This is a genomic window from Bacillus sp. OV322 (assembly GCF_900112495.1).
GTDB lineage: Bacteria > Bacillota > Bacilli > Bacillales > DSM-1321 > Peribacillus.
Genome location: NZ_FOMA01000002.1, coordinates 245,680 through 266,520 on the forward strand (window position 1 = coordinate 245,680; position 20,841 = coordinate 266,520).

Sequence of the window (20,841 nt, forward strand, 5' to 3'; positions counted from 1 at the left end):
AGGAGGGGTGTTTTATGGAAAACTATGCTCTTGGAAATCGGGAAATCTGGAGAAATCAATTTCACGATCTGCTGAATGAGTTTCAAGAAGCGGCCAAGCTGAACGAAAATGATTTGCTTGTCATCGGATGCAGCACGAGTGAAGTAACAGGAAATGTAATTGGCACCCAAGGAACCCTCGATGTAGCTGAAATGCTTTTTAGTGAATTGGAGTCCTTTCATCAGCGCACTGGCGCACTTCTGGCCTTTCAGTGCTGCGAGCATCTAAACCGGGCACTTGTTTTATCAAAGAAAACGGCACATAAATATGGATATGAAGAGGTATCGGTCATACCTGTCCGGCATGCAGGCGGGGCAATGGCCGCATATGCCCATCAGCACCTTGCTGATGCTGTCGTTGTGGAGCATATTAAAGCGGACGCGGGAATCGATATCGGTGACACCTTCATCGGCATGCATATAAAGCATGTGGCCGTTCCGATCCGGGCATCCATAAAGGAAATCGGACATGCCCATGTAACCATGGCAAAATCTAGGCCGAAGCTGATTGGCGGACAGCGTGCTGTATATGAACAATCCATAGATAATAATAGCTGTACCTAAAAACTCCTTTTATAAGGGGTTTTTTTTTCAGCGGGATCTTCTATGCTGGATATATACTTTAACAGAGTAAAAGCAAAAAGGAGAAGTGCCCGATCCCCTTTGGAGGAAATGTGAGCTGCTTCTCCAGTAAAGCATTATGAAGCTGTTTTAACAGCCCTATTCTTCGAAATCACCAATGAAATACAAAAGGCGCATATCGCAAGAATGAAGGTGCCGAGAAATATGAGATGTATGCCTGAGGCGAATGTATCACTCACGTTCTCTTGATGAGAGTCAATGGCCAAATGCGGCTGGCCGGCGCCCTTTTGTCCTGCTATGCCTGCTGTAGCCAGGTTGAAGATCATGCCGAATATGGCAGATCCCAGTGTCTGGCTGAATGTGTTAATGAAAGAATTCAGCCCGATTGCTGTACCAAGCTTTTGCGGTTCAACAGTAGACTGAACCAGCAGCATAATGATGGGAGTGACAATTCCCATTCCCAAGCCAAGTAGTCCCATTCCGCAGTATATTGCAATATCGGGAGAGGTGCTGGATATTGAAAATAACAGGAAAGTTGCTCCGATTAAGACGATCGTTCCAATACGTATGATGGTTCTGCTGCTGATTCTTCCTACCAGATGCCCTGCGAGGAAAGAGCCTGCCGTCCAGGCTACAGGCATTGGTGTCAGAATCAGCCCGGCTTGCGTAGCATTCTTCCCGAGTACACCCTGGCTCCATATAGGCAGGTAGACTGTGATGCTGATGACGATCATTCCGGCAAATAGTGTCAGCAAGTTGATAGGAATTAAGCTGCGGCTGCCTAGCAGATTAAGCGGTATGATCGGTTCTGGAGAGCTTTTCTCCACTTTGTAAAAAAGGAAGAAAGACAAAGCTGAAAATATGAACAGAAATATGATAAGAGGGCTGCCCCAATCCTGCTTGCTGCTTCCATTTAATAAAGCGTACAAAATGCTGATTGTGCCAAGCGAAAGGATAGACGCTCCTTTATAGTCAATATGCTGTTTGGTTTTGCTGATATTTTCCTTATAGTACTTCAGAATGATGATGATGGAGCTTATGCCAAACGGAATATTTAAATAGAAGATATAGCGCCAAGATAATTGATCCACGAGAAATCCGCCTATTAAAGGACCGACAACTCCCGAAATTCCCCAAACAGCACTGACCCAGCCCTGCCCTTTTGCCCGGTCTTTTTGTTCTGTATACAGCCCTCCGATAATTGTCATGGTAACCGGCATAACAGAGCCTGCTCCAATCCCTTGGATGGCGCGGCAGATAATGAGCTGTTCCATCGTCTGGGCCATGCCGCACAGAGCCGAACCCAGCAAGAAGATCCCGATTCCATAAATGATGATTTTTTTCCGGCCGAATAAATCGGCAAGCTTTCCGAAGATAGGAGTGGAAACGGCTGTGGCCAGCATGTAAGCAGCATAAACCCAGCTTACAAGATGTATTCCCGAAAGGTCGTTAGTGATGCTGGGAACAGCTGTGCTGACAATCGTTCCTTCCATTGCTGCCAGTGAAGTGGCGAGCATTAATGCAATCATTACCTTGTTTCTCATGACGTGCCCCCTGTTTCTGTTTCTAAATCACTTTCTGTCAGCGGGAAGGAAAAGCCCCGCTGGCAGAAGTTTCACTTTATATAAATGCAGTAAATAAAATGGGCCAAAACATCAGTTTAACAGAGGTGTCTTCAACTGTCCTTATGTTTTATGGAAAAAAAGAAAAAGAGTGCAGAAAATAACGAACGTTTAACAATTTGCTCCTTTAATAGTTCGCTTATGGTGAAGTTATGTAAAGGTAAGACTACCGTTCCCAAATTGAACATGTTAAAATGAAAGTGATTGAAAGAGAGAAATGAAAGGCATTTCTTATGGAATTGTTTACACATAATACATAATGAATGGGCCTATAAGAGGAGGATTTCCAATGAACCGTTTAGCGAAGCAAGATGAGCAGGTTTTTAAAGCGATTCAAGAAGAATTAGGAAGACAAAGAAGCAAGATTGAATTAATTGCATCTGAAAACTTCGTAAGTGAAGCTGTAATGGAAGCTCAAGGGTCTGTATTGACAAATAAATATGCAGAAGGCTATCCTGGCAAACGCTATTATGGCGGCTGTGAATTTGTTGATGTTGTGGAGGATTTAGCCCGTGACCGCGCGAAAGAAATCTTCGGTGCCGAGCATGTCAATGTCCAGCCGCATTCTGGCGCACAGGCCAATATGGCAGTATACTTCACCATTCTTGAGCAAGGCGACACGGTTCTTGGGATGAACTTATCACATGGCGGCCATTTAACACATGGAAGTCCGGTGAATTTCAGCGGCGTCCAATATAACTTTGTTGAATACGGAGTCGACCAGGAAAATCAGCAGATCAATTATGACGATGTTTTGGAAAAAGCGCGCCAGCACAAGCCGAAGCTGATTGTCGCAGGCGCAAGTGCATATCCGCGCGCCATTGATTTCAAACGCTTCAGGGAAATTGCGGATGAAGTGGGTGCCTACTTAATGGTAGATATGGCTCACATCGCCGGACTAGTAGCTGCAGGCCTTCACCAAAGCCCTGTGCCATACGCTGATTTTGTTACGACAACGACCCATAAAACACTTCGCGGCCCGCGCGGCGGAATGATTCTTTGCAAGGAAGAGTTTGCAAAGAAAATTGATAAATCCATCTTCCCTGGAATTCAGGGCGGCCCGCTTATGCATGTTATTGCTGCTAAGGCGGTGGCATTCGGAGAAGCGCTTCAGGATGATTTTAAACAATATTCACAGGATATCATTAATAACGCCAAGCGCCTTGGCAGCTCTTTGGTAAAAGAAGGGCTTACTTTAGTGTCAGGCGGAACGGATAACCACTTATTGCTTCTTGATCTGACTTCAGTTTCCCTGACTGGAAAGGTAGCAGAAAAGGCTTTGGATGATATCGGTATCACAGTTAATAAGAATACGATTCCATTTGATAAGGAAAGCCCGTTTGTAACGAGCGGCATAAGGATTGGCACAGCTGCCGTAACAACGCGCGGATTTGGCCTTGAAGATATGGATGAAATCGCATCAATCATCGGTCTTGTGCTTAAGAATCCTGAAGACCAAAGCAAGCTGGAAGAAGCTAAGGAAAGAGTTTCTGCTCTTTCTGGCAAATACAGTTTATATCCTGAATATTAATACCCCAGCCGTTCCCTTTTTAGGGAGCGGTTTTTTTAAAGAAAAGTGGAAAGTAAATCTCCTGAAGCTTTTGTTGAAGTATGAATTGTTTTTCTGTAAAATGAGTAGAAGTGAATTTTCCCTGGACCATGATGTTTTGGCATGCAGGTAAAACCGCAAGAATGGCACACACAAAATTTCGGAAGTAGAAGGAGAGATCTTGATGGCTAAGGTATATGTTTTTGATCATCCGCTTATTCAGCACAAACTTGCCTATATACGTGATATACATACAGGTACAAAAGAATTCCGCGAGCTTGTAGATGAAGTGGCAACGCTGATGGCATTTGAAATTACGAGAGATCTTCCATTGGAGGATGTGGAAATTGAAACGCCGGTAAGCAAAGCAAAATTCAAAATGCTTTCAGGAAAAAAGCTGGGCATCATTCCTATCCTTCGCGCCGGCATCGGTATGGTTGATGGAATTTTGAAACTCATCCCTGCTGCAAAGGTAGGCCATGTCGGTCTATACCGCGACCCGGAAACATTGAAGCCAGTTGAATATTATGTAAAGCTTCCAAGCGATTTGGCTGAAAGAGAGTGCATTGTTGTTGATCCGATGCTTGCTACAGGCGGATCGGCCATTGAAGCCATTCATTCCATTAAAAAGCGCGGTGCGGTGAATATTAAATTCATGTGCCTGATTGCAGCTCCTGAAGGCGTTGAAGCCTTAAGCGAAGCACATCCAGATGTAGATATCTACATTGCCGGACTTGATGAAAAACTAAATGACCATGGCTACATCGTTCCAGGTCTGGGGGATGCTGGAGACAGATTGTTCGGAACAAAATAAATCATTTTCTGAGGTGTATATGATGACAGGGCCTATCAAGGTTATGACGATTTTTGGGACAAGGCCTGAAGCTGTGAAAATGGCTCCGCTTGTCCTTGAATTCCAAAAGCACCCGGAAGAATTTACACCTATTGTTGCGGTTACTGCCCAGCACAGGCAAATGCTGGACCAGGTTCTTACCCTTTTTTCCATAGAGCCTGATTATGACTTGAATATTATGAAGGACCGCCAGACACTTGTGGATATTACCGTAAAAGGACTTGAGGGCCTTGATGCTGTAATGAAGGAGGCCAAGCCCGATATAGTTTTGGTTCATGGAGATACTACCACAACCTTTGCCGCAAGCCTTGCAGCTTTTTATAACCAAATTGAAGTGGGGCACGTGGAAGCGGGCTTGAGGACCTGGAATAAATATTCTCCATTTCCTGAGGAGATGAATCGCCAGCTTACCGGTGTAATGGCAGATCTTCACTTTGCCCCGACAAATAAAGCCGCCGGCAACCTTCGTGATGAAAATAAAAAAGGCCAAATCTTCATAACAGGCAACACAGCGACAGATGCCCTGAAGACCACTGTCAGAGAAGAGTACTCGCATCCTGTCCTCAGCAAGATAGGCAGTGACCGCATGATTCTTCTGACAGCACACCGCCGAGAAAACCTCGGAGACCCGATGCGCAATATTTTCCGTGCGGTGAAAAGAATTCTTGCGGAACAAAGTGATGTACAGGTTGTTTACCCTGTGCATTTAAATCCGGCAGTCAGGGAATTGGCCAGGGAAATACTGGGGGATGATTCCCGTATTCACCTGATTGATCCGCTGGATGTGCTCGATTTTCATAATTTTGCAGCCAGATCTTATTTAATTCTTACCGATTCAGGCGGCGTGCAGGAGGAAGCCCCATCTTTGGGAGTTCCAGTCCTCGTGCTGCGGGATACGACTGAGCGCCCGGAAGGAATTGAAGCTGGCACACTGAAGCTTGCCGGAACCAAAGAGGATACGATTTTCCGTATGGCCATGGACCTGCTGACAGATGACGATGAACACCGTGCTATGTCAAAGGCGTCAAATCCTTATGGAGATGGCGATGCCTCTCGGCGCATAGCGGAAGCGATACGTTATTATTTCAAAAAAACAGATACGGCTCCTGAGCCGTTTCGGCAATAATTAATTGAGGAAGCTGTCTCGAAAGTCTAAACAAGGCTAATGAGACAGCTTCTTTTTTTTGGTTTCCCGCCAAACAAAAATACCGTTTATGAAGCATACCCAGCTGGAACGATTTATTTCATTTACCATGCATATCCTTTGACCTGGGAGAAAACATAAGGGGAAAAGGGGGACTATTTCTGTGCTGAAAAAATGCTTATTGCTTTTGGTGTCTGTTCAATTTCTTCTGCCGGCTTACTGTCCGCTCGCTGCAGTTGAGCTGCCGCCGCTGCCTGTTGTGTCGCAGTCCAAAGTCATCAGAGCCATCGTAGCGCTCGATAATAAGGCTACTGTATCAGACATATCTTCTGTACTGAAAAAATATCCCTCCCTTCATTTACGGAAAGTCTATAAACATGCAATAAATGGTTTTTCTGTTTCAGGAAAAACCTCGGAAATCTCAAGCCTTAAAAGAGAAATGAAGGTCAAGTTTGTTACGGAAGTATCTATTTATCATGCAGAGGGTGATGAAAGCATTCCTTTCATCGGTGCAGATAAAGTCCGGAACTATTTTGATGATAAAAACCGGAGAATTACCGGCAGCGGAGTGAAGGTGGGGGTTATTGATACAGGCATTGACTATACACACCCCGACTTGAAGAGATCCTACAAGGGCGGCAGGGATCTGGTCGATGGTGACAGAGATCCTATGGAAACGAAAAACCAGGGAGATCTATCTACTATTCACGGCACCCATGTCGCAGGAATTATTGCGGCAAATGGAAAGATGAAAGGTGTTGCCCCTGAAGCCGAAATATCTGCATACAGGGCACTCGGTCCCGGAGGAGCAGGAGACACGGAACAGGTGCTTGCTGCAATAGATGCTGCCATTGAAGATAAAATGGATGTCATCAATCTCTCATTAGGAAATGAAGTGAACGGTCCTGATCTGCCTATTTCACTTGCTCTAAATGAAGCTGTGGACAAAGGAATTGTTGCAGTTACCTCTAATGGCAATTCCGGGCCCGATATATGGACAGTCGGATCTCCTGGAACAGCTGAAAAGGCCATATCTGTTGGAGCCTCCACACCTCCCCTGACAACGCCTGTATTAATGGCAGGCATTGGGAGCGGGAGAAAGGAAATGACCATGCTCCCTCTTCAAGGTTCGGAAAAATGGAAACTTACATCTTCGCAAAGCGTCTTATTTGGAGGTCTTGGAAGAAAAGACGATCTGAAGCATGCGAAAGGAAAAGTGGTCTTAGTCCAAAGAGGAACTCTCACCTTTTCGGAGAAAGTGAGAAATGCTGAACAATCAGGCGCTGCCGCTGTTTTAGTCTACAATAATACAAGCGGCCTTTTCATGGGTAACCTCGAAAAGCCATCACGCATCCCTGCTGCTGCCATTTCGAAAAGAGACGGGGAAATGCTGAAGGTCCTTACAGAAAAAGATAAGAATGCAATGATACGTATTATATATAAGAAAGAACAAGATAAACTTGCTGATTTTTCATCCCGCGGGCCTGTCACTGTGACATGGGGAATCAAGCCGGATTTGCTTGCACCTGGTGTAGCCATTGACAGTACGGTTCCTTCGGGATATCAATCACTGCAGGGAACGAGCATGGCAGCCCCGCATGTCGCCGGAGCTTGCGCCCTGCTTTTGCAAAAGCACCCGGAGTGGACACCAGAGCAGGTGAAGTCAGCACTGATGAGTACGGCAATGCCTCTATATAAAAAGGGGAAAGAGCTATATCACACATATGAACAGGGAGCGGGCAGAATACGGATAGATCAGGCGATTAAGGCTGACACGCTGCTTTATCCCAGCTCGCTCAGCTTTGGGATGTTCACAAAGTCTGAAGGAACGGATGAACATGAAGAAACGATTGTTATCGAAAATACGGGGAGAACAAAAAAGCATTACTCCTTTATCCTTCCGCATAAAGAAAAAGGGCTGACATGGGATCTTCCTTCATCGTTTGACGTAGGCCCGGGTGAGAAGAAGGAAATTAAAACAGGGCTTCAAGTGAATCCCCGGCAGCTGAATAAAGGGATTTATGATGGTTATTTAACGATGCTTGAAGGAACCAATAGAATCAGTATGCCATTTTTATATGTAAAAGAAGAGCCTAATTATCCGCGTGTTATGGGCTTTGAATTCTCGCCCGGAGATAAAGATGGAACATACAGATACGAAATGTACCTGCCGAGGGGAGCCGATGAATTCGGGATTGCCCTATATGATGCAGACAGCTTCAGATTTGCAGGTTATATGGATTGGTCAGTCAATGCTCCGCACGGTCTGATAAAAAAGGAAATCCTGAAAAAAGACCTTCCGGAACCAGGGGTATACAGAGCCATTGTTTTCGCTAAAAAAAGCGGCAGGGAAGACAGGATAGAAGTGACAATCATAATAGAATAGCCTCTGGGAGAGGGGGAATTACTATCATTGCAAAAAAGTCAATAGTATACCAAAAAACTAAATGTGAACATTTAGTTAATTATTCTTGACGCCTGACATTTTTCCCTATACGCACATTGACATTAAATGTCGCCTATTGTATGCTAACAAAGGATATAGAATGGGAGGGTTTACAGCTCTCCATGCAAGGTTGATTGTCCACATTTTACACCGGGATAGCATATTATCCGCCTACAAAAAACGCGAGGATGCAAAGATGCGTCAAACAAATCGCAGCTTCTTTAAAGCCATGAGATTAATGTCCGCTATACTTGCCCAGCTGACCGGTTCCATTTTAGCCGGAATCTTCACTGGAAGGTGGCTTGACTCATTGCTTGATACCGAGCCGCTTCTTTTAGTGGTTGGCCTTCTTTTAGGACTTGCTACAGGCGTATTAGCCATGCTGAGCACAGTTCGACAATATTTCTTGGGAGATTAAAAAACAAAAATGCCAGAATTAGATAAGATGTTCAACAGGCAGAGAAAGTACATAATATACCTTTTGGCTATTTATGTACTGGGAGCTGGTTTCACTCCCTACTACACAATCTTCCTGGGCTTAATACTGGGAACGTCCTTCAGCCTGTTTAATTACTGGTCCATGGTCAAGAAAAACAGGAAGTTTTCCGAAGCGGCAGCAGAAGGCAGGAAAATGAAATCCCTGGGCAGTCTGACCAGGATGGCAGCAGCAGCATTAGCTGCGGTCATTGCACTTAATTATCCCGAAAAGTTTCAAATGGCAAGTGTGGTTATAGGATTAATGACAGGATATTTAGTCATTATGATAGATTTTTTTATCCAAAACTTACGTCGGTAGTCAAGAAGAGAGGTGAATACTGTTGAATCATGAAGCTCCTTACGTGGAATTTATGGGACTGTACTTCAATATGGCAAACGTCATGATGATTACTATTGCAAGTCTCATAGTCTTCATAATCGCTGTAGCTTCCACCCGCCGTCTTGCGATGAAGCCAACAGGAATCCAGAACTTTGTAGAATGGATCATGGATTTCGTTAAAGGCCTAATCAATAGCACGATGGACTGGAATACAGGCGGACGCTTTCTTATACTGGGAATGACGCTCATCATGTACATTTTTGTATCAAACATGTTAGGCTTGCCTTTCTCAGTTGTATTAGGACACGAGCTTTGGTGGAAATCGCCAACAGCCGATCCGGCCGTTACCTTAACTCTGGCAGTAATGGTATTGGGACTAACCCACTATTACGGCATCAAGATGAGAGGTGCAAGAAATTACGGCAAAACCTATTTTCAGCCGATGGGTTTCTTATTCCCATTGAAGATCATTGAAGAGTTCGCTAACACTCTGACTCTTGGATTGCGTCTTTACGGAAACATCTATGCTGGTGAAATTCTTTTATCTTTACTTGCAGGACTAGCAACAAACGGCTATGCCAACTCTGTTGGAAGCGGCATTGTCGGAACAATCGTAGCAGCTGTGCCAATGCTTGCATGGCAAGGCTTCAGTTTATTTGTAGGATCTATCCAGGCTTTCATTTTCACTATGTTAACAATGGTTTATCTCTCTCACAAAGTGAGCGAGGACCATTAATTATAAAAAAGGTTCAACTATTGAACGCTCTATCATTGTTTAAAAATAAAAACTTAATTTTCAAGGAGGAAATTTTATCATGACAGGTTCATTAGGTCTTGTAGCAGCTGCAATCGCAGTTGGATTAGGTGCATTAGGTGCTGGTATCGGTAACGGTCTTATCGTAGGACGTACAATCGAAGGGATGGCTCGCCAGCCAGAAGCCCGCGGTATGCTTCAAACTACTATGTTCGTCGGTGTTGCATTAGTAGAGGCACTTCCAATCATAGCGGTAGTTATCGCATTTATCGTTCAAGGTAAATAATTAATTTCAGGAAGTTCAATAATGGCGAAGATCATTCCATGAGAACCTTCGCCATTGCTTTATGTTTAACGGATAATATAATCTTCTTTCGACCATATAAAATCATAGTGAATTCCATGAAGGGAGTGAACCGAGCGTGTTAACAAGCAGTTTTTTACTTGGGGCATCAGTGGGTGAAGCCCATTTCAACAGCGGGGATATCATTTTCCAGCTTGTCATTTTTATCATTTTGTTAGCGTTGCTTAAGAAATTTGCCTTCGGTCCGCTAATGGGCATCATGAAAGACCGTGAAGCACACATTGCCGGAGAAATCGAAGCAGCTGAACAAAGCCGTGCGGAAGCAGCGAAAATGCTGGAAGAACAGCGCGAGCTATTAAAACAGTCCCGCATCGATGCAACTGAGCTTATCGAAAATGCGAAGAAGCAAGGCGAGATGCAGCGTGAAGATATTATCGTTGCTGCCCGTACAGATGCTGACCGCATTAAAGAATCAGCTAAACGCGAAATCATCCAGGAAAAAGAAAAAGCTGTGGCCGCCCTGCGCGAACAAGTGGCTTCTTTATCCGTACTTATAGCTTCAAAAGTGATCGAGAAGGAATTATCTGAAGCTGATCAAGAGAAATTAATCAGTGAATACATTGCAGAGGCAGGAAAAGAGCAATGAGCGATATTTCTGTAGCTAAACCTTATGCAGCCGCTCTTTTTCAAATTGCCGCGGAACAGAATCTTCTGGAGAAAATAGAAGAGGATGTACGTGCAGTAAAAGATGTCTTCTCGAATGAGGGAGAGCTTTTAGAATTTCTGGAGCATCCAAAAGTAACAAAAGAGGCGAAGCGAGATTTGATCACAGCTTCTTTCGCCGGCCTGAACACTCAGGTTTTGAACACACTTTTCATTATGATTGACCGCCACCGTGCTGATTCGATTGCTGTTATGGCAGAGGAATTCATCAGCAGGGCTAATGAGGAAAGATCGATAGCAGACGCTGAAGTATACACTGTCCGCCCTCTTACTGAAGAGGAAAAAACAGAAGTATCTGCAGTATTTGCAGCAAAAGTAGGCAAAAAAACGCTTAGAATTAAAAATATAGCAGACAGCAGCTTGCTTGGAGGCATCAAGCTCCGCATCGGCAACCGCATTTTTGACGGAAGCGTAAGCGGAAAGCTAGAACGCCTTGAAAGACAACTGCTTCGTTAACATTCACAGATAGGGGTGAAATTCATGGGCATCAAAGCTGAAGAAATCAGTGCGCTGATTAAAAAACAGATTGAAAATTATCAGTCTGAAATAAAAGTAAGCGATGTGGGTACTGTTATCTCTGTAGGGGATGGTATCGCACGCGTTCATGGTTTAGATAATGTTATGGCTGGGGAGCTTGTTGAATTCGCGAATGGCACCATGGGTTTATCTCAAAACCTTGAAGAAAACAACGTGGGTATCGTAATTCTTGGAGCTTTCAGAGACATCCAGGAAGGCAGCGAAGTTCGACGCACAGGCAAGATCATGGAAGTTCCTGTCGGTGAAGAACTAATCGGCCGTGTTGTTAATCCTCTTGGACAGCCTGTTGACGGACTTGGTCCAATCAACACAACACAAACTCGTCCAATCGAAAGCCCTGCAACAGGAGTTATGGACCGTAAATCAGTTCATGAGCCTCTTCAAACAGGCATTAAAGCGATCGATGCACTTGTTCCAATCGGACGCGGACAGCGTGAGTTAATCATCGGTGACCGCCAGACTGGTAAAACATCTGTAGCTATCGATACAATCCTTAACCAGGCTGACCAAAACATGATCTGTATCTATGTGGCAATCGGCCAAAAAGAATCCACTGTCCGCGGAACAGTTGAAACTCTTCGCAAAAATGGCGCATTGGATTACACAATCGTCGTAACGGCTTCTGCATCTCAGCCTGCACCGCTTTTATACCTTGCTCCATACGCAGGTGTATCAATGGCCGAGCACTTTATGTTCAGCGGCAAGCATGTTCTTGTTGTATATGATGATCTTTCTAAACAAGCATCTGCATACCGTGAACTTTCCTTGCTTCTTCGCCGTCCTCCAGGCCGTGAAGCATTCCCTGGTGACGTATTCTACTTGCACTCCCGTTTGCTTGAGCGTGCAGCAAAATTAAATGATACATTAGGTGCCGGTTCTATTACAGCACTTCCATTTGTTGAGACACAGGCAGGAGATATTTCTGCGTACATCCCGACAAACGTAATTTCCATCACTGATGGACAGATTTTCCTTCAATCTGATTTGTTCTTCTCAGGCGTACGTCCTGCGATCAACGCCGGTCTTTCCGTTTCACGTGTAGGAGGATCAGCACAAATCAAAGCGATGAAGAAGGTTGCAGGTACACTTCGTCTTGACCTTGCTTCTTACCGCGAGCTTGAAGCATTCTCTCAATTCGGTTCTGACCTAGATAAGCAAACCCAGGCTAAGCTTGCACGCGGTGCACGTACAGTTGAGGTTCTTAAACAGGATCTGAACAAACCGATCAAAGTAGAAAAGCAGGTTATGATCCTTTATGCATTGACCCGCGGACACTTGGATCAAATTCCTGTATCTGATATCCTTCGTTTTGAAGGAGACTTCTACGTATGGTTAGATAATAATCATCCTGAATTACTAGACCACATCCGTACAACAGGCAACCTGCCTGAAGACGATGCTATCGTTTCTGCAATTAACGAATTCAAAAAGACATTCGTTGTTTCTGAATAACTGGTCTAACTAATATTAAAGGGTGGTGAGAAGCAATGGCCTCTTTGCGCGACATAAAGTCCCGTATTACGTCGACTAAAAAGACTAGCCAGATTACCAAGGCGATGCAAATGGTATCTGCTTCCAAAATGAATCGTGCAGAAGCGAATGCAAGAGCTTTTGTCCCATATATGGAGAAGATTCAAGAAGTAGTAGCCAGTATTGCGCATGGCAGTAATGGTGTGGCTCATCCAATGCTAGTATCCCGTCCTGTCAAAAAAACCGGTTACCTTGTGATTACATCTGACCGCGGATTAGCAGGGGCATACAACAGCAGTGTACTCCGCCACGTCTTTAAAACAATTAATCAGCGCCACAAGTCCTCTGATGAATATGTAATCATTGCAATCGGAAGAGTTGGCCGCGATTTCTTTGTCAGCCGTAAAATGCCTGTGGAACTGGAAGTAATCGGAGTTCCGGATCAGCCGTCATTTGCTGATATTAATGATATTGTTAAGTCTACAGTCGGCTTGTTCCAAAACAAGCAGTGCGACGAATTATATATGTACTACAATCATTACGTAAGTGCCATCCAGCAGGATGTCACTGAGAAGAAAATCCTGCCTTTAACGGATATCCATCCTGGGGGCAAAATGACAGCCTATGAATTTGAGCCGTCACCTGAAGAAATTCTGGAAGTACTGCTTCCTCAATATGCCGAGAGCTTAATTTTCGGGGCACTGTTAGATGGAAAAGCGAGCGAGCATGCAGCCCGTATGACTGCAATGAAGAATGCGACAGATAACGCATCTGAATTGATTGACAGCCTGTCTCTTGTGTATAACCGTGCGCGTCAAGCTGCGATTACTCAAGAAATCACTGAAATTGTCGGCGGAGCAGCTGCGCTGGAATAGATACAATGAACGTAAAGGGAACGGGCAAGACTGGACGATTTGCTTCCCGTTCCGATTAATAGTTAGTCGTCACAGTAATGGTAGGAGGGAAAACGATGAATGTAGGACGCGTTACCCAAGTTATGGGTCCGGTTGTTGACGTTAAATTTGAAAACGGACATCTTCCAAAGATCTATAACGCACTAAGAATCGATGACAAAGCGTCAGGCAAAAGCCTTACTCTTGAAGTAGCCCTTCATTTAGGCGATGATGCAGTCCGCACAGTTGCGATGTCTTCAACAGATGGATTAACACGCGGTGCTGAAACTGTAGATACAGGAGCTGCAATTTCTGTTCCTGTAGGAGATGTAACTCTTGGACGTGTTTTCAACGTATTAGGCGAAAACATCGACCTTGCTGAACCTCTTGCAGCTGATGTAAGAAAAGATCCAATCCACAGACAAGCACCTACTTTTGAAAATCTTTCTACTGAAGTAGAAATTTTGGAAACAGGAATTAAAGTAGTAGACCTTCTTGCTCCTTATATCAAGGGCGGAAAAATCGGTCTATTCGGCGGTGCGGGTGTTGGTAAAACAGTTCTTATCCAGGAACTTATCAATAACATCGCTCAAGAGCATGGCGGTATTTCTGTATTTGCCGGCGTTGGAGAGCGTACTCGTGAAGGAAATGACCTTTTCTACGAGATGACTGATTCTGGCGTTATCAAGAAAACAGCCATGGTATTCGGACAAATGAATGAACCGCCTGGTGCACGTATGCGTGTTGCTTTGACTGGTTTGACAATGGCTGAATATTTCCGTGACGAACAAGGACAAGACGTACTTTTCTTCATCGATAACATCTTCCGTTTCACACAAGCAGGTTCAGAGGTTTCTGCCCTTCTAGGCCGTATGCCTTCAGCGGTTGGTTACCAGCCTACACTTGCTACAGAAATGGGACAATTGCAAGAGCGTATCACATCTACAAACGTAGGATCTGTAACATCCATCCAAGCGATTTACGTTCCTGCGGATGACTATACTGACCCGGCTCCGGCAACTACTTTCGCTCACTTGGATGCAACAACTAACCTTGAGCGTAAGCTTTCTGAAATGGGTATCTATCCAGCGGTTGACCCGTTAGCATCTTCATCTCGTGCACTATCTCCAGAAGTAGTAGGCACAGAGCATTATGCAGTAGCACGTGAAGTTCAATCGACTTTACAGCGCTATAAAGAACTTCAGGATATCATTGCGATCCTGGGTATGGATGAACTGAACGATGAGGAAAAATTAATTGTTTCCCGCGCTCGTAAAATTCAAAACTTCTTATCACAAAACTTCCATGTGGCTGAGCAGTTCACTGGTCAAAAAGGTTCATATGTTCCTGTTAAGGAAACAATCACTGGATTCAGAGCAATCCTTGACGGCAAATATGATGACCTTCCAGAAGATGCTTTCCGTCTAGTGGGAAGAATTGAAGAAGTTGTTGAAAAAGCAAAACAAATGGCTTAACAAAGGGACCAAGGAGGGTATGAAATGAAGACCATAAAAGTCAGTGTTGTTACTCCCGATGGCCCAGTATATGATGCAGAAGTTGAAATGGTAAGCACAAAGGCAAAAAGCGGCGAACTAGGAATTATGGCTGGCCATATTCCAATGGTTGCGCCCCTGCAAATAGGTTCGGTCCGATTGAAAAATGAAGGCCAAACAGACCTTATTGCTGTAAATGGCGGCTTCCTGGAAGTCCGTCCTGATGTGGTGACTATTCTGGCTCAAACTGCTGAAAGAGCTGAAACTATCGATTTAGCCCGGGCACAGGCCGCAAAGGCTAGAGCTGAGCAAAGATTGCAGGACGGCACAGATGCAGTAGATGCAAAACGTGCTGAACTTGCTTTAAAGCGCGCAGTTAACCGGATTAATATTGCAGAACGCAATTTTTAAGCAAAAGGCACATTCCTTACTTAAGGGAATGTGCCTTTTTTTGTTTGGCTGTTTTCGTAAACTTTGCTGCTATGGAACAAGGGGTTGATTTCCTCTCCAGGATGCTCGCTTTCCGCGGGCGGTGGTGAGCCTCCTCGGCTGCGCCTGCGGGGTCTGACCTGTTCCGCTAATCCCGCAGGGGTCTCGCACCTTTCGCTTCAAACAACCTGCCTTAACAATGGAATCGCCTCACCAAACACAGTAAATTAAAAAACAACAATCTTTAAGAAAAGAGCCTTTTGTTTTAATCTATATTCTGATCGTGTTTTGTTTAGAAGCCTGGGACTTAAGTACAGCTCTTTATGCCATTTGGCTCGAATGAACCGGAATCTGGCTCTAATCACCCTGGATTTCGCTCGAGTGGGGAGCGATTTGGCTCGAATCAGGCTAAATTTAATATTATCTTCCATTTTTGTGGAAATTAAAACACTGAAAATGGGAAAATCCTTATTTATTTTGATCTATATAGAGCCATTCTCTTTATTTAATGCTTATTTTTGAAATATTGTTAAATTTTAAGGCGCTTATATGGTCAATTTAGGTTGATTGAAGCGAGCATCCTTGAGCAGAAATCAACCACTGTGTTTTATTGCAACAAAGTTTACGAAAACAGCTTTATTTAAAAAGGCTTTTTCATGCAAACACATTATAAATCAGGGAGATTGGAGCTGAAGGTGTGAAGTTCTCAAAAAGCAGAAATCAGCCATCTTGTTCCCCATCAACAAAATGTTCGAATGCAGCCTTTAAGAAAGAAACTAATGATTAGAAGACACAATCGACACATTACGGTTTCGATGTTATAATGATAGCGTTTACATAATAATAAATAACAGAATAATCAATCATTTTAAAACCGCATACGGGCTTGGAAAGGAACATATATTGTAATTGGACAGAAAAGAGCCGGCATTCAGTTTGTTTAATCGTCAATGAATGGCCAAAAAGGCGAGCAGACTTCATCTTAGTTGACAGCCATCCGCAGCCTTAATTTTGAACATGGGGGATAGCTATGGGAGATTTGCATATATACCAAAACAACTATTTAATAGTCACCGCGTTTTTATGTTTAGGAATCTTACTTCCTGTCATCGCTCTATTTTTCGGAAAACTGCTGCGGCCCAATAAGCCTAATAAAATTAAAAATACGACATATGAAAGCGGAATGGAGCCGTTTCATGATTCGAGGGTACAATTTAATGTCAGGTATTATATATTCGGTCTGATGTTTGTTATTTTCGATGCAGAAACTGTTTTTCTTTACCCATGGGCTGTTGCATATAATAAGCTTGGAATATTTGCTCTTATTGAAATGTTTATCTTTACGGCTATGTTAGCCATTGGTTTAATTTATGCCTGGAAAAAGAAGGTGCTGAAATGGACTTAAATGCTGAGGGTATTTCTCAAGAAGAGATGAATGAATTGAAAAGAAGCGTGTTTTTATCCACGCTGGAGCAAGTAAAGGCATGGGCCAGGAGCAATTCTTTATGGCCAATGACATTTGGACTTGCCTGCTGTGCAATTGAAATGATGGGTGTAGGTTCTTCCCATTATGATCTTGACCGGTTTGGCTCTTTTTTCCGCACATCCCCAAGACAGTCTGATGTGATGATCGTTTCCGGTACTGTCACAAAGAAAATGGCCCCCATCTTAAGGCGGCTATATGACCAGATGCCTGAACCTAAATGGGTCATCAGCATGGGGTCCTGTGCCACTGCAGGCGGGCCATATGTCCGCTCTTATTCCGTGGTAAAAGGCGTTGATCAAATTGTGCCAGTCGATGTATACATCCCAGGCTGCCCGCCTAATCCGGCCGCACTCATATATGGAATCAACAAGCTGAAAGAGAAAATCCGCTATGAGGCAAAAACCGGGAAGAAGGTGATTTAAATGAGCGAAGATAAAAGTCCCGAACAGATAAAAAAGGAAGCAGCAGCTGCAGCAAAAGCAGCCGCCCTGGCTAAAAGGAAGGAAAGAGAACAAGCAACAGATGTGGCAGTGCCAGAGGAGGACAAAGCGAAGAAGAAGGCAGAAGCAGCAGCTGCAGCAAAAGCAGCCGCCCTGGCCAAGAGGAAGGAAAGAGAACAAGCAACAGATGCCGCAGTGCCGGAGGAGGACAAAGCGAAGAAGAAAGCAGAAGCAGCGGCCGCAGCAAAAGCAGCCGCCCTGGCTAAGTGGAAGGAAAGAGAACAAGCATCAGATGCTGCAGTGCCGGAGGAGGACAAAGCGAAGAAGAAAGCAGAAGCAGCGGCCGCAGCAAAAGCAGCCGCCCTGGCCAAGAGGCAGGAGAAGGAAGCTGCGGACAATAGCGGAGACGGAGAAGAGGCTATCAAACAAAAGGCACTTGCAGCCGCGAAAGCAAAAGCTGCTGCTGCAGCGAAGGCGAAAGCGGCAGCGCTAGCCAAGCAAACCAGAAGTGAAACCGCCGGAAATGATGCTGAAAAAACAAAAGCAATTGCCGCAGCAAAGGCAAAAGCGGAAGTAGCGGCAAAAGCAAAGCTGAAAGCAAAAGAACATACATCCAGTGAAACAGCCCCAGAAACAGAAAAGCCATCAAGAAATTTGCCCCTTCTTAAGGAATATGTAAGCACGATCGAAAGCCAGCTAGGCGAACATGCTTTGGAAGATTCCTATATTAATCAGCTATCGAAAGAAGTACCTACATTGATAGCTGCCCGCCATACATATTTTCAAGTTGCCGAATTACTGAAAAACCATGAATCAATGTGCTTTGATTACTTATCGGAGCTGCATGGAACAGACTATGAAACACACATGGAAATCTACGTTCATCTTTATTCCTTTAAATACAAAAGATCCGTTGCCCTCAAGGTAAAGCTTGATCGCGAAAATCCTGCTGCGGATTCGCTTGTGCCGCTATGGCAGGGGGCGAATTGGCCGGAATGTGAGGCCTATGATCTGCTGGGCATTACATTTAACCAGCATCCAGACCTCAAGAGGATTTTACTTGGAGAGGATTGGGTCGGCCATCCGCTCAGAAAAGACTATGAACCTTTTGATGTGGAGGTGTAGCATGATCCGGACAGAAGAAATGCTACTTAATGTCGGTCCCCAGCACCCGAGTACACATGGAGTTTTCAGGCTCGTGATTAAGATTGATGGAGAAACCATAAAGGAAGCAACGCCGGTTATCGGATATCTTCACCGCGGGACGGAGAAGATTGCTGAAGACCTTCAATATACCCAGATTATTCCCTATACGGACCGGATGGATTACCTGGCCGCCATGACGAATAACTATGTATTATGCCATGCTGTTGAGACCATGATGAACATCGAAATCCCAGACAGGGCAGAATACCTGCGTGTCCTTGCCATGGAGCTTGGGCGGATTGCAAGCCATTTAGTATGGTGGGGAACCTATCTGCTTGATATCGGCGCCACCAGCCCGTTTTTATATGCCTTCCGTGAACGTGAAATGATTGTGAACATGCTTAATGAGCTCTCAGGTGCACGCCTCACCTTTAATTATATGCGGGTGGGCGGTGTAAAATGGGATGCCCCTGAAGGCTGGATTGAAAAGGTCAAGGATTTTGTCCCGTATATGAGGAAACAGCTGAAAGGATACCATGAGCTTGTGACAGGCAATGAAATCTTCATGAACAGGGTGAAGGGGATTGGCGTTTATTCAAAGGAAGATGCCATCAATTATTCCTTGAGCGGAGCCAATTTAAGATGTACCGGCGTAAAGTGGGACCTGCGCAAAGATGAACCGTATTCCATTTATGATCGTTTTGATTTTGACATTCCGGTAAGAGAAGATGGTGATGCATGGTCCAGATATCATTGCAGGATGGAAGAAATAGAAGAGTCCCTTAAAATCATTGAGCAATGCGCAGAACAGTTTCCAAAAGACGGACCTATACTGGCCAAGGTGCCAAAGATTATCAAAGCGCCAAAGGGAGAGGCGTTTGTAAGAATAGAATCACCCAGGGGGGAGATTGGCTGCTATATTGCAAGCGAGGGAAAAAAGGAGCCTTACCGCCTAAAGTTCAGGCGGCCGTCTTTTTATAATCTGCAGATGCTGCCAAAGCTTTTGAAGGGAGAAAATATGGCAAACATGATCGCTATATTGGGCGCGATTGATATTGTGCTTGGAGAGGTGGACGGCTAATGATCCATGAACTGCTGCAAAAAGCGCCGAGTCTCATGAACTTTGCAATCTTCTTTCTGCTGGCCCTTATTTTTCTTTTTGTTGTTCTGGGATTTGTCACCTATGCCATTTTGTCTGAGCGAAAAATAATGGGGCTTATGCAGATGCGCATCGGCCCTAATCAGGTAGGCGGAAGATGGGGGCTCCTGCAGACGGGTGCCGATGTCCTCAAACTATTGATCAAGGAAGATACCATACCCAAGCTTGCAGACCGGCCCCTGTTTATTCTGGCGCCAGTCATCGCCTTTGCACCTTCCTTTATGGTGATTGCAGCAATCCCGTTCACCAGCCGGCTGCAGTTTGCCGATATGGGAGTAGGCCTGCTATATTATATCGCGCTATCAGGGATTACCACAGTCGGAGTGGTCTCGGCCGGCTGGGCTTCAAATAATAAATATGCCCTGATTGGCGGCATGCGTGCAGCAGCACAAATGATTTCCTATGAAATTCCGCTGGTGATGTCTCTTGTGGGTGTCATCATGCTTGCCGGGAGCCTAAACCTGAATGATATCGTCCATGCACAGGCTGGGCTATGGTACATCATTAAACAGCCGATTGCCTTCATTATCTTCATGATTTGTGCTGTTGCTGAACTGAACCGGGTTCCATTCGACCTGCCTGAAGCTGAATCAGAGCTTGTGGCAGGCTATCATGTTGAATATTCAGGGTTCCGCTGGGCGTTTTTCATGCTTTCTGAATATGTGTATATGTTTGCCATGGCAGCATTGACGACAGTTTTATTTCTCGGCGGATGGCATGCACTTCCGTTCCTCCATTTCATTCCGGGAGTGATATGGTTCGGGTTGAAATTCAGTGCAGTCATCTATCTGTTAATTTGGATCCGGGTAACTTTCCCCCGCCTTCGTGCAGATCAGCTGATGGAGTTTGGATGGGAAATTCTGCTGCCGATTGCGCTGGCAAACATATTCCTGACAGCTCTGGCCAAGGAGTTATATAAACTGCTATAAAGTAAAACCTCCAAGCAGGATATGGTC

The 20,841-nt window shown here is 44.7% G+C and carries 21 protein-coding genes; 20 read left to right on the top strand and 1 reads right to left on the bottom strand.

Features of this window, described 5'->3' with window-relative positions; translation table 11 throughout:
* Positions 1 to 14 precede the first annotated feature (14 nt).
* Positions 15 to 602, top strand: a complete 588-nt coding sequence (locus BM126_RS05605; protein WP_090988609.1) for a TIGR01440 family protein — start codon at positions 15 to 17, stop codon at positions 600 to 602.
* A gap of 134 nt (positions 603 to 736) precedes the next feature.
* Here the strand turns inward: BM126_RS05605 and BM126_RS05610 are convergent, their stop codons facing one another.
* Positions 737 to 2,164 (bottom strand): MDR family MFS transporter, encoded by a 1,428-nt coding sequence (locus tag BM126_RS05610; RefSeq protein ID WP_090988610.1) that lies wholly within the window; start codon positions 2,162 to 2,164, stop codon positions 737 to 739.
* A gap of 367 nt (positions 2,165 to 2,531) precedes the next feature.
* On the opposite strand from BM126_RS05610, the gene glyA reads away from it, so the two are divergent.
* The 19 genes from glyA to nuoH all read left to right on the top strand — a co-directional run bounded on the left by glyA (position 2,532) and on the right by nuoH (position 20,814).
* Positions 2,532 to 3,773 (top strand): serine hydroxymethyltransferase, encoded by a 1,242-nt coding sequence (gene glyA, locus BM126_RS05615; RefSeq protein ID WP_071351083.1) that lies wholly within the window; start codon positions 2,532 to 2,534, stop codon positions 3,771 to 3,773.
* Between the two features lie 202 nt (positions 3,774 to 3,975).
* Positions 3,976 to 4,605, top strand: coding sequence for a uracil phosphoribosyltransferase (gene upp, locus BM126_RS05620; protein ID WP_071351084.1), 630 nt, complete (start codon positions 3,976 to 3,978; stop codon positions 4,603 to 4,605).
* Between the two features lie 22 nt (positions 4,606 to 4,627).
* Positions 4,628 to 5,770 (top strand): non-hydrolyzing UDP-N-acetylglucosamine 2-epimerase, encoded by a 1,143-nt coding sequence (wecB, locus tag BM126_RS05625; protein WP_090988959.1) that lies wholly within the window; start codon positions 4,628 to 4,630, stop codon positions 5,768 to 5,770.
* Positions 5,771 to 5,951: 181 nt separating this feature from the next.
* Positions 5,952 to 8,174: a S8 family serine peptidase gene (locus tag BM126_RS05630; protein ID WP_305728147.1), complete on the top strand. Its 2,223-nt coding sequence runs from the start codon at positions 5,952 to 5,954 to the stop codon at positions 8,172 to 8,174.
* A 256-nt stretch (positions 8,175 to 8,430) separates the two neighbouring features.
* Positions 8,431 to 8,652 (top strand): AtpZ/AtpI family protein, encoded by a 222-nt coding sequence (locus BM126_RS05635; RefSeq protein ID WP_071351086.1) that lies wholly within the window; start codon positions 8,431 to 8,433, stop codon positions 8,650 to 8,652.
* Positions 8,653 to 8,661: 9 nt separating this feature from the next.
* Complete coding sequence (locus BM126_RS05640; RefSeq protein ID WP_071351087.1) at positions 8,662 to 9,030, top strand: ATP synthase subunit I; 369 nt, start codon at positions 8,662 to 8,664, stop codon at positions 9,028 to 9,030.
* Positions 9,031 to 9,052: 22 nt separating this feature from the next.
* Positions 9,053 to 9,787 carry a F0F1 ATP synthase subunit A gene (atpB, locus tag BM126_RS05645; RefSeq protein ID WP_090988611.1) on the top strand — a complete coding sequence of 245 codons (735 nt, stop codon included), beginning with the start codon at positions 9,053 to 9,055 and terminating at the stop codon, positions 9,785 to 9,787.
* 79 nt (positions 9,788 to 9,866) lie between these two features.
* Entirely contained in the window at positions 9,867 to 10,091 is a 225-nt protein-coding gene (atpE, locus tag BM126_RS05650) for a F0F1 ATP synthase subunit C (RefSeq protein ID WP_071351089.1), read from the top strand.
* Positions 10,092 to 10,227: 136 nt separating this feature from the next.
* A complete protein-coding gene (gene atpF / locus BM126_RS05655) occupies positions 10,228 to 10,755 on the top strand; it encodes a F0F1 ATP synthase subunit B (protein WP_071351090.1) in 528 nt (175 codons plus the stop codon).
* Entirely contained in the window at positions 10,752 to 11,288 is a 537-nt protein-coding gene (locus BM126_RS05660; RefSeq protein WP_090988612.1) for a F0F1 ATP synthase subunit delta, read from the top strand. The genes atpF and BM126_RS05660 overlap by 4 nt, the downstream gene beginning before the upstream one ends.
* Before the next feature lie 24 nt (positions 11,289 to 11,312).
* Positions 11,313 to 12,821, top strand: coding sequence for a F0F1 ATP synthase subunit alpha (gene atpA / locus BM126_RS05665; RefSeq protein WP_071351092.1), 1,509 nt, complete (start codon positions 11,313 to 11,315; stop codon positions 12,819 to 12,821).
* Between the two features lie 35 nt (positions 12,822 to 12,856).
* A complete protein-coding gene (gene atpG, locus BM126_RS05670; RefSeq protein ID WP_090988613.1) occupies positions 12,857 to 13,714 on the top strand; it encodes an ATP synthase F1 subunit gamma in 858 nt (285 codons plus the stop codon).
* 95 nt (positions 13,715 to 13,809) lie between these two features.
* On the top strand, positions 13,810 to 15,207 hold the full coding sequence (atpD, locus tag BM126_RS05675; RefSeq protein ID WP_071351094.1) for a F0F1 ATP synthase subunit beta: 1,398 nt from the start codon (positions 13,810 to 13,812) through the stop codon (positions 15,205 to 15,207).
* Between the two features lie 24 nt (positions 15,208 to 15,231).
* Positions 15,232 to 15,636: a F0F1 ATP synthase subunit epsilon gene (locus BM126_RS05680; RefSeq protein ID WP_090988614.1), complete on the top strand. Its 405-nt coding sequence runs from the start codon at positions 15,232 to 15,234 to the stop codon at positions 15,634 to 15,636.
* 1,048 nt (positions 15,637 to 16,684) lie between these two features.
* The gene (locus tag BM126_RS05685) at positions 16,685 to 17,059 is read left to right on the top strand and encodes an NADH-quinone oxidoreductase subunit A (RefSeq protein WP_090988615.1); all 375 of its coding nucleotides are present in this window, start codon (positions 16,685 to 16,687) and stop codon (positions 17,057 to 17,059) included.
* Positions 17,050 to 17,562, top strand: coding sequence for a NuoB/complex I 20 kDa subunit family protein (locus BM126_RS05690; protein ID WP_071351097.1), 513 nt, complete (start codon positions 17,050 to 17,052; stop codon positions 17,560 to 17,562). Before BM126_RS05685 ends, BM126_RS05690 begins: the two co-directional genes overlap by 10 nt.
* On the top strand, positions 17,563 to 18,705 hold the full coding sequence (locus BM126_RS05695; RefSeq protein ID WP_090988616.1) for an NADH-quinone oxidoreductase subunit C: 1,143 nt from the start codon (positions 17,563 to 17,565) through the stop codon (positions 18,703 to 18,705).
* Position 18,706: 1 nt separating this feature from the next.
* On the top strand, positions 18,707 to 19,807 hold the full coding sequence (locus BM126_RS05700) for an NADH-quinone oxidoreductase subunit D (RefSeq protein ID WP_090988617.1): 1,101 nt from the start codon (positions 18,707 to 18,709) through the stop codon (positions 19,805 to 19,807).
* The gene (nuoH, locus tag BM126_RS05705) at positions 19,807 to 20,814 is read left to right on the top strand and encodes an NADH-quinone oxidoreductase subunit NuoH (protein WP_090988618.1); all 1,008 of its coding nucleotides are present in this window, start codon (positions 19,807 to 19,809) and stop codon (positions 20,812 to 20,814) included. The genes BM126_RS05700 and nuoH overlap by 1 nt, the downstream gene beginning before the upstream one ends.
* The last annotated feature ends 27 nt before the right edge of the window (positions 20,815 to 20,841 follow it).